The sequence below is a fragment of the Mesorhizobium sp. M4A.F.Ca.ET.090.04.2.1 genome (assembly GCF_003999085.1).
Taxonomy (GTDB): Bacteria; Pseudomonadota; Alphaproteobacteria; order Rhizobiales; family Rhizobiaceae; genus Mesorhizobium.
This window is the reverse complement of the sequence record NZ_RZOT01000232.1, coordinates 1-8,834: the sequence shown is the minus strand read 5'-3', so window position 1 is coordinate 8,834 and position 8,834 is coordinate 1. Positions and strand designations below refer to the sequence as shown.

Annotated in this window: 7 protein-coding genes and 1 pseudogene; 3 read left to right on the top strand and 5 right to left on the bottom strand. The window is 64.9% G+C overall.

What is annotated here, in order from left to right:
• The 4 genes and pseudogenes from EN781_RS17470 to EN781_RS17455 form a co-directional block, all read right to left on the bottom strand.
• Positions 1 to 197 (bottom strand): annotated as a pseudogene (locus EN781_RS17470) (3-oxoacyl-ACP synthase); the annotation flags it as partial.
• Positions 198 to 206: 9 nt separating this feature from the next.
• Entirely contained in the window at positions 207 to 1,277 is a 1,071-nt protein-coding gene (gene plsX, locus EN781_RS17465; protein WP_126054933.1) for a phosphate acyltransferase PlsX, read from the bottom strand.
• Positions 1,278 to 1,402: 125 nt separating this feature from the next.
• Positions 1,403 to 1,951, bottom strand: a complete 549-nt coding sequence (locus EN781_RS17460; RefSeq protein WP_126054934.1) for a DUF177 domain-containing protein — start codon at positions 1,949 to 1,951, stop codon at positions 1,403 to 1,405.
• Positions 1,952 to 1,961: 10 nt separating this feature from the next.
• Positions 1,962 to 2,498 carry a ubiquinol-cytochrome C chaperone family protein gene (locus EN781_RS17455; RefSeq protein WP_126054935.1) on the bottom strand — a complete coding sequence of 179 codons (537 nt, stop codon included), beginning with the start codon at positions 2,496 to 2,498 and terminating at the stop codon, positions 1,962 to 1,964.
• Between the two features lie 116 nt (positions 2,499 to 2,614).
• Here EN781_RS17455 and EN781_RS17450 point away from each other — a divergent pair, with 116 nt between their 5' ends.
• The 3 genes from EN781_RS17450 (at position 2,615) to EN781_RS17440 (ending at position 7,171) form a co-directional block, all read left to right on the top strand.
• Entirely contained in the window at positions 2,615 to 3,133 is a 519-nt protein-coding gene (locus EN781_RS17450; RefSeq protein WP_126054936.1) for an outer membrane protein assembly factor BamE, read from the top strand.
• A 293-nt stretch (positions 3,134 to 3,426) separates the two neighbouring features.
• Positions 3,427 to 3,798 (top strand): hypothetical protein, encoded by a 372-nt coding sequence (locus tag EN781_RS17445; RefSeq protein ID WP_126054937.1) that lies wholly within the window; start codon positions 3,427 to 3,429, stop codon positions 3,796 to 3,798.
• A 4-nt stretch (positions 3,799 to 3,802) separates the two neighbouring features.
• Positions 3,803 to 7,171 carry a DUF4132 domain-containing protein gene (locus tag EN781_RS17440; RefSeq protein WP_126054938.1) on the top strand — a complete coding sequence of 1,123 codons (3,369 nt, stop codon included), beginning with the start codon at positions 3,803 to 3,805 and terminating at the stop codon, positions 7,169 to 7,171.
• A gap of 67 nt (positions 7,172 to 7,238) precedes the next feature.
• On the opposite strand, the gene EN781_RS17435 is transcribed toward EN781_RS17440, so the two are convergent.
• Positions 7,239 to 8,834, bottom strand: a 1,596-nt coding sequence (locus tag EN781_RS17435; protein ID WP_127400181.1) for a sodium-translocating pyrophosphatase, incomplete at its 5' end; no start/stop codon positions are given.

Below are 8,834 nucleotides of genomic sequence, written 5' to 3'. Positions count from 1 at the left end.
CTGTCAAGCGCGGCGCGCGCCGCCGCCTCGCCCAGCGAGGCGGTCGTCTCGTCGTCGGCCGCGACATGGCGCTGGCGAATGCCGGTACGCTGGACGATCCACTCGTCGGAGGTCTCGACCATGCCTTCGAAATCGGCATTCTTCATGATGCGGCGGGGCAGCGCGGCGCCCGAGCCGCGCACGACTGATCTGATCAAAGCTCTTTCCTATTCCTTTGCGCCGACAACGACGTCGGATTTCCTGTTTGCCTGGGCATGCGGATTGCGCGCATGGAACAGATCGAGATCGGCCTCGATGCGGTCAAGCAGATTATTGCGCACCATGTCGTAGCCAAGCTCGATCGCCGCCGCGAAGCCGTCCGAATCGGCGCCACCATGGCTTTTCACCACGATGCCGTTGAGGCCGAGGAAGACACCGCCATTGGAGCGCCCGACATCCATCTTCTCGCGCAGCCGGTCAAAGGCCCCCTTGGCGAAAACATAGCCGATCCTGGCCATCAGCGTGCGGCTCATGGCGGCGCGCAGGTAGCCGCCGATCTGTCTTGCGGTGCCCTCGGCGGTCTTGAGCGCGATGTTGCCGGCAAAGCCCTCGGTGACGACGACGTCGACCGTGCCCCTGCCGATGTCGTCGCCCTCGACGAAGCCGCGATAGTTCATCGAGGCCATGTTGGCCTCGCGCAGCATGCGCCCGGCCTCCTTGACCTCTTCCTGGCCCTTGATCTCCTCGACGCCGACATTGAGCAGACCGACGCTCGGGCGCTCGATGCCGAACACCGAACGCGCCATGCCGGTGCCCAGGATGGCGAAATCAATGAGTTGGTGCGCATCCGCGCCGATGGTGGCGCCTACGTCCAGCACCACGCTTTCGCCGCGCGTCGTCGGCCAGATCGCCGCGATCGCCGGACGGTCGATGGTGGCCATAGTGCGCAGGCAGAATTTCGACATCGCCATCAGCGCGCCGGTGTTTCCGGCCGAAATGCAGGCCTGTGCGGTGCCGGACTTCACCGCTTCGACCGCCTTCCACATCGACGACTTCCAGCGGCCATGGCGCAGCGCCTGGCTCGGCTTATCGTCCATGCGGACAGCGATCTCGCAATGCACGAATTCGCTCGCCTCGGCGAGCTTCGGAAACTTGGCAAGCTCGGGGCGCACAGCCTCCTCGCGGCCGTAGATGATGAAGCGGATATCGGGACGGCGAATGGCGACCGTCATGAGCGCCGGGATGACCACGCCTGGCCCGTGATCGCCGCCCATGGCATCGATGGAAATCCTGATCACGCGGTATTCATCTCACGGTTTGCCTGACCGGCGGAGTTGGTCAGGTTCGGGGGCTCGCGAAGGTTCGGCGAAAATAACGGTTTTGGGCTGCCGCACAACCAGCTTTTCTAATATCGGGTCCGGTTTCAGGATTTTCCAAGCAGGGACCGGAGCTTTTGCTGGAATTCGCTTTCCTCGGTCTCGCCGTCGCCCGAGACCTCCAGCGACGCTCCGGCCTTGCGCGGATACGGATCGATCGCCAGGCCAAAAAACTGCTCGGCAAGCGCGCCGACATCGATGGTGTCGCCGGAAAACGTCTCCGGGCTATCGGGTCCGTCGGCGTCGAGCACGATCTCGCCGCCACCTTCGAAACCCTGCCGCCCGAGCTTGGACTGTTCCGGCAGGAACAGCGCCTCGACCGGCTCGTCAATGTGCGCTGCGACCGGGTCCAGGGTAACGATGCAGGCCTGCGTGATGTCGGCCTCGACACGGCCGCTGACCTTGACGCCATTGCGCTTCCACTGCGTCACCAGAAGCTCGGCGCGATACCGCTCGACCGAAAGCAGTTCGTGCTCGGTGGCGAGCGCAGTGCGCTGCCGTTCGTCGGCCTCGATCGTCACTGGCAGCCCCTTTTGCGGCAGGCGGGCGACATTGGCGACGAAGGATACCGGGCTTTGCGGGTCGACATGTTTCATCTTCGCCTCCTCAGCCGGCCGCCGGAAACGTCACCGCGCCGGATGCGATCGATTCGGCCGGCTGGGCCGCAAGATGGCGGGCGGCACCCGCGACATAGGCGGCCAGCAGCGGCGCCTGCGGCCAGTCGGCGGCCTCGGGCAGGATATTGCGGGCAAGGGCGGCGGCGAGCGCGTCGCGGTCGTCGCGATCCAGCGCATCGTCATAAGCGGCTGTGCGGCCATAGAACATCTTGGCCAGCTTCTTCATGCGCTTCGGCACGCCGACGTCACTGATGCCCAGTTCCCGCAACGAATGTTCGACATCCAGGAAGAACTCGTCGATCAGCACCTGAGCGACCTCCGTCGCGGCCCCGTTTTCGCCGCGCAGCCGGTGCTGGAACAGGAACATGTGCAGCGACAGCATCTCGAAACGACCCAGCGGCGTATCCGGTACATTCCAGTCGGAATAAAACACGGTTTGCCGCGCCGCCGCCACGATTTGTGCGTAAAGCGCCTCGGTGATAGCGCGGTTGGCATGGCGTTCGCGGCCAAAAAGGCGTTGGAACATTGAGGGTGGTCTCCCGGGGACCTTTTGTTGAATTGGCCTTGTTGCATCGGCAGGCAAGCTGGTTTACCGGTTTTGCCGCCCAGCGCAAGTTGCGGGGATGTGATGGAGAATTGTTGTTGGGTGCGCTGAAATTCAAGTCGCTTTTTACGCCTGTTTCGGCGGGCGCGGCCTCTCTGCTGGTGGCGGTATCCGCGCTTTCGGCCTGCAATTCGTCCAAGATGATGGGTGACCTCAACCCCAGCGAGACGCTGACGCAGGGTTACGTCATCGACCAGCAGGCAATCGACTCGGTGCCGGTCGGGTCGAGCCGTGAGCAGGTTCTGCTGGCGCTTGGTACCCCGTCGACGACGGCGACCTTCGACAACGAGGCCTTCTACTACATCTCGCAGACGCGCAAGCGCTATGTCGCCTTCGACAAGCCGCATCTGGTCGACCAGAAAGTGCTGGCGGTCTATTTCGGCGCCGACGGCCGCGTCACCCAGATCGCCAATTACGGGCTGAAGGACGGCAAGATCTTCGACTTCATCTCGCGCACCACGCCGACCGGCGGCAAGGACCAGAACTTCCTCAGCCAGATCATCAACGGCGCCAGCAAGCTGGCGCCCGGCCTGCCCGGCGGCGGCAACGGCATGTGATCGACGGCCGGCTCGCTTTTCGCACGCGGGCAACACAGCATCAGGCAGCCAGGGACCCGCCGGATCGCTCCGGCGGGTCTTTGCTTGGTACTGACCGGTCGTTGCGGCTCAGGGAGGCCGGCTTTCCTCCAAGAGCAAAAGCAAAGCCACCGAATGTCCCGATGATCCTTTATTGATCATGGGGCGGGCGCAACTTCTGCGTTAGCCGTTTATCCACCACAAAACGCAATGGCGCTTGGGTTTCATCTGCCTATAATTTTTGATCCGCAAGATCAGCCGGATCGGAGGGTCAGATGAGCCGCATCGTCATGTACGACCAGATCGGCGCCCGCAAACCGGTCCAGAGCTTCGTCCTGGACTGGAAGGACGGCGTGCCGTGCACGCTCCGGCAGATCATCGCCGAACGCGTGCTGCTGGAGCATGACAGGTTGCACGCCTCGCGCAACGACGCAGCGATAGAGACGCTGCTCTATGCGCCAAACACCGGACCGCTCAAGAAGACGAACCCGGACTTGGCGGTGGCGGCGGCGATCGAGGCCTTCTCGCGCAACGCCTTCATGGTCGTCGTCGGCGGCAAGCAAATGATTGCGCTGGACGATGTGGCCGTCATTTCAGCGCGCACGGACGTCGTCTTCATAAAGCTTTTGCGGCTCAAGGGGGGTTGAGTGGATGGGCAATGGAAGGTTGTTTTCGGGTCTCAGGGCAGCGGCCGCTGCATTCGGCAAGGTCGTCGCCGGCGCCCCGCGTGCGAACGAGCCGGCGCCGCTCGCCGACATAAATAGGATGGTCGAGCGCCTCCATCGCGCCCATGCCGACCGGGAGCGGAGCGAGGCGGAGACATTGGCGCGGGATATCGAGCTGGCCTCATCCGCCGGCGGCTCGCGTCCGATGATGGCCGAACTCGTAGCCCTCATCCGTGCCTATGACACCGCGAACTCGGAGCAGGACCGCAAGGATATCGCGAGCCGCCTGCGCGCTTTGTCAGCGGAACAGCGCGGCGGATTGTTCGATGCCATCGACTTCCTGCGGGCACGCTTCGGCTGGGGTCCTGAGGTGGCCGTCTATGTGCGCAGCCGGGAGGGCAAGACCCCGCCCAAATTCGCGCGCTTCTGCGAGAGCTTGAGCCGGGATCTCCTGCGCAGCGGCTTCCAGACGAACGCGCCGAGAACCGCCACCGCGCTTCGGCTGCTCGCGAACGACCAGGCCGGCATGCACCTCAAGGGCACGATCGGCTGGTCGGGCGGATTGCCCAAGCTCGGCATCGTCCGCGAGATCGAGCGCGCGGTGAAAAACGGACAGGCGCTCGGCGCCGAAGACCGGGCCAACGCCGCCAGGCTCATCGCGCTGGTTTGCGATACGCAGTACTACAAAAACAGGACCGGACCGGAAAAGACCGATCCACCACTGATCGTTTCGCTGAAGGCGCTTGCCGGGGCCGGCCAGCAGGACAGTTTCTTTGCGCGCATGCGGGCCAATCCGCCGGCAAAACTTCCCCACCTGCGCTACACGCCGCCGCCGTCCGACAAGGCGGAATTTTGGGACGACGTGCTGACGGAACTGGCGCCGATGTTCGAGGACATCCGCGCCTACGCCGGCGACAGGACGGTGCATAACTGGCTGACCGACCGACAGGCGTTCGCCGCCCGTTTCGGCTCCGGCGATGGCAGTGCCGCCTTCAGGTTCGGCTGGTGGGCGCGCGACACCAAGGGCGAGGAAGGTTTTCACAAGGACTACAACAACCATCTCAGTCGCATGCTGAGCGAGGAAAAACCCGAATGGCGACAGCTCGCGACCGCCGCGCAAATGGCGATGCTGCGCGCCGTGGGGCCGAGCTTCGATCGGGGTTGGCCGCAGGACTTCACGAGGGCCGGCACGCGGGTCGAAGCGTTCGAATTCGGCGGCGGGGACCCTGACGGCAGCCTGCTCAACCATCTGGTTGCCGCGGGCGATGGCGCGCCGGGGACGACCTGGCTGAAGGATTGCGAACGCAAGATCGCAGCCCTTGGGCACGACGCGGTGGCCGACGGTTTCAGGCAGTGGCTCAAACCGCTCTGCGAACCGGCGCTGCCGGAGATCGAGCGCGACGTCTATATCGGCCTCGAAGCCTACAGCCTGGTGTTCAGCCCGCAGAATGCATCGGTGTTTCCGACACCGCTGCCGGAACGGGAGTCGGCGGGTTACGAGGCGGCGGTGCGGCAGTCCGCGCTGAAGGCGATCTGCGCGATACCGGGCCTGCTGTTCCAGCGTGCGGCCGGGGACTATGTACCCTGGCAATTTGATCTTGGCCGACTGCACGGCGAATTGTCGCCCGACAATGTCGCGGTAGCACGCGGCATTGGCTTGGCCCTGTCCCGCCTGCCGGCCGACAAGGCGCTCCCGCTGCTGGAATCGCTGGCAGGCGCGACGCTGATCAAGACAGGGCATCACGGACGTACCGTGCGTTCGCAAAAGACAGGGGCGGCCTGCGTCTGGTCGCTCGGCCAGCTGGGCACCGCGGACGCGGCCTATGCGCTTGGGCGCCTTCGCCGCAGGATCGACGACAAAGTGGTGATCAAGTCGATCGACAAGGCGCTGGAAGCGGCGGGCAGCAAGCTCGGCCTGTCGGGCGACGACATGCAGGAAATCGCCATGGCCGAGTACGGCATCGGCGATGGCGGGCTTCGTGTCGAGGAACTGGGCGGCGTTCGCGTCGAGTTGCGCGTTGTCTCGTCGGCCAAGGCCGAGTTGCGCAGCATCGACGCCAAGGGTAAGTCGAGCCGCGGCATCGCCAAGGATTTCAAGGCGGCACCCGGCGGTAGCGAAATGGCGGGCGAGTTGGAAGATGCGGCGAAGGACATCGCGCTGATTCTGCCGGAAGCGCGGCGCCGCATCGAGAGCGCCTGGCGCGACGGCCGCCACTGGAATTACCAGGGCTGGCAGGACCGGCTGATCGGCAATGGCCTGCTGCGCACGCTTTCCGAGCGCCTGATCTGGCGTTTTGCGGGTCCCAAGGGCGAGGCGTTCGTCGCCATGCCGCGCGAAGGCGAGCTTGTCGATCATGCCGGCGTTCGCTGCCCGGTTCCAGGACCGGACTGGACGGTCCACCTTTGGCATCCGCTGGACAGCCCGGCCACGACCGTCGCGGCCTGGCGCGAGAGCCTCGCCAGGCAGACGATCCAGCAGCCCTTCATCCAGGCCTGGCGGCCGGTCTACGTCGTCACCGACGCCGAGCTTGCCACACGCAGCTACTCCAACCGCTTCGCCGCGCACATATTGGAGCAGGCTCCAGTTATGGCCATCCTGAAGAAGCGCGGCTGGACGGCGTACAATCGCAGCATGCACGGCAACAATGCCGAGCATGAACGGGTGCGGCTCACCTTGCCGTATCATGGTGTCGCCGCCGAGTTCTGGGTCGCCGGCATCGGCACGCGCGTGCAGGACATCGAGGCGGCCGAGCGCGGCGCCGCGCTCTACGCCTTCATCGCCACGGATCGGGTGGCCTTCTTCGCGCTCGACCCCAAGACCGGGCAGCCGGGCGAAATTCCCCTACCCGTCGATGCGGTCCCTCCCCGCGCGTTCTGCGAGGCGATGTACGACATCGACAGCGTGATCGGCCGCACCTCGATCGGCAACGACCGCCACTGGCAGGATCGCGGCAGCAACGCGCGCCACCCGCTGTCTGAGCGGCCTGAATTCCTCGACTACCGCGAGCGCTATTCGGCAGGACAGGCCAGCGGCCTGGCAAAGGGCCGACGCGATTTCATCGCCACCATCCTGCCCGGCCTCGCGATTGCCAACCAGTGCACGGTCACGGACGAGTTCCTGATCGTTGACGGCAAGCGCAAGACCTACAGGATCAACTTCGCATCCGGACACATCAGGATGGCGCCCAACGACCGCTATCTCTGCATCGTGCCGTCAAACGAGGCGGCCGGGCCGAGGCCGGCCTATGTGCCGTTCGAGGGCGACGACATCCTGTCAGTCATCCTGTCGAAGGCGATGATGCTGGCCAATGACGACAAGATAACCGACGGCTCGATCCTGCGTCAGATCGCTTGAACCGCGGCGGGAAATGAAAAAACCCGCGGGATCACTCCTGCGGGTTTTTCGACGAACAGCTTGAGCCTCAGCCGTGCGCGAGCACGGCCAAGAGCAGCAGGGCGACGATGTTGGTGATCTTGATCGCCGGGTTGACCGCCGGGCCGGCGGTGTCCTTGTAGGGATCCCCGACCGTGTCGCCGGTGACGGAGGCCTTGTGCGCCTCGGAGCCCTTCAAGTGCTTGGCGCCGTTCTTGTCGGTGAAGCCGTCCTCGAATGACTTCTTGGCGTTGTCCCAGGCGCCACCGCCCGAGGTCATCGAGATGGCGACGAACAGGCCGTTGACGATCACGCCGAGCAGCGAGGCGCCGAGCGCGGCGAAAGCCGAGGCCTTCGAACCCGAGATCAGCAACACGCCGAAATAGACGACCAGCGGCGCCAGCACCGGCAGCAACGAGGGGATAATCATCTCCCGGATCGCCGCCTTGGTCAAAAGATCGACGGCGCGGGCGTAGTTCGGCTTCGAGGTGCCGGCCATGATGCCCTTGTCCTCGCGGAACTGCTTGCGCACCTCCTCGACGATCGAGCCCGCCGCGCGGCCGACGGCCGTCATGGCGATGCCGCCGAACAAATACGGGATCAGGCCGCCGAAGATCAGGCCGGCGACGACATAGGGATTGGAAAGGTCGAAGGAAACCTCGCCCATGCCCTGGAAGTAAGGGAACTTGTCGCCATTGGCGGCAAAGAACTTCAGGTCGTTCGAATAGGCGGCGAACAGCACCAGCGCGCCGAGGCCCGCCGAACCAATGGCGTAGCCTTTGGTCACCGCCTTGGTGGTGTTGCCGACGGCGTCGAGCGCGTCGGTGGATTGGCGCACTTCCTTGGGCAAGCCGGCCATCTCGGCAATGCCGCCGGCATTGTCGGTGACCGGGCCGAAGGCGTCGAGCGCGACGATCATGCCGGCGAGGCCGAGCATGGTGGTGACGGCGATCGCCGTGCCGAAGGGGCCGCCGAGCTGGTAGGTCGCGATAATGCCGCCGACGATGACGATAGCCGGCAACGCCGTCGATTCCAGCGAGACCGCGAGGCCCTGGATGACGTTGGTGCCGTGGCCGGTCACCGACGCCTGGGCGATGGAGTTGACCGGGCGCTTGTTGGTGCCGGTGTAGTACTCGGTGATCACCACGATGAGCCCGGTCACCAGGAGGCCGATCAGGCCGCAGATGAACAGGTTCTTGCCGGTGATGGCGATGCCGGCGACGGTGCCGATATCACCCCAGCCGATGGTCAGCGATGTCGCGGCGCCAAGGCCGACGATCGACAGCAGGCCAGTGACGATCAGGCCCTTGTAGAGCGCGCCCATGATCGAGCCGTTGGAGCCGAGCTTGACGAAGAATGTGCCGACAATCGAGGTCAGGATGCAGGCGCCGCAGATAGCCAGCGGATAGAGCATGGCGGTGCCGAGCACCGCGGTGCCGCCGAAGAAGATGGCGGCGAGAACCATGGTGGCGACGACGGTGACGGCATAGGTCTCGAACAAGTCGGCGGCCATGCCGGCGCAGTCGCCGACATTGTCGCCGACATTGTCGGCGATGGTGGCGGGGTTGCGCGGATCGTCCTCGGGAATGCCGGCTTCGACCTTGCCGACGAGATCGCCGACAACGTCGGCGCCCTTGGTGAAGAT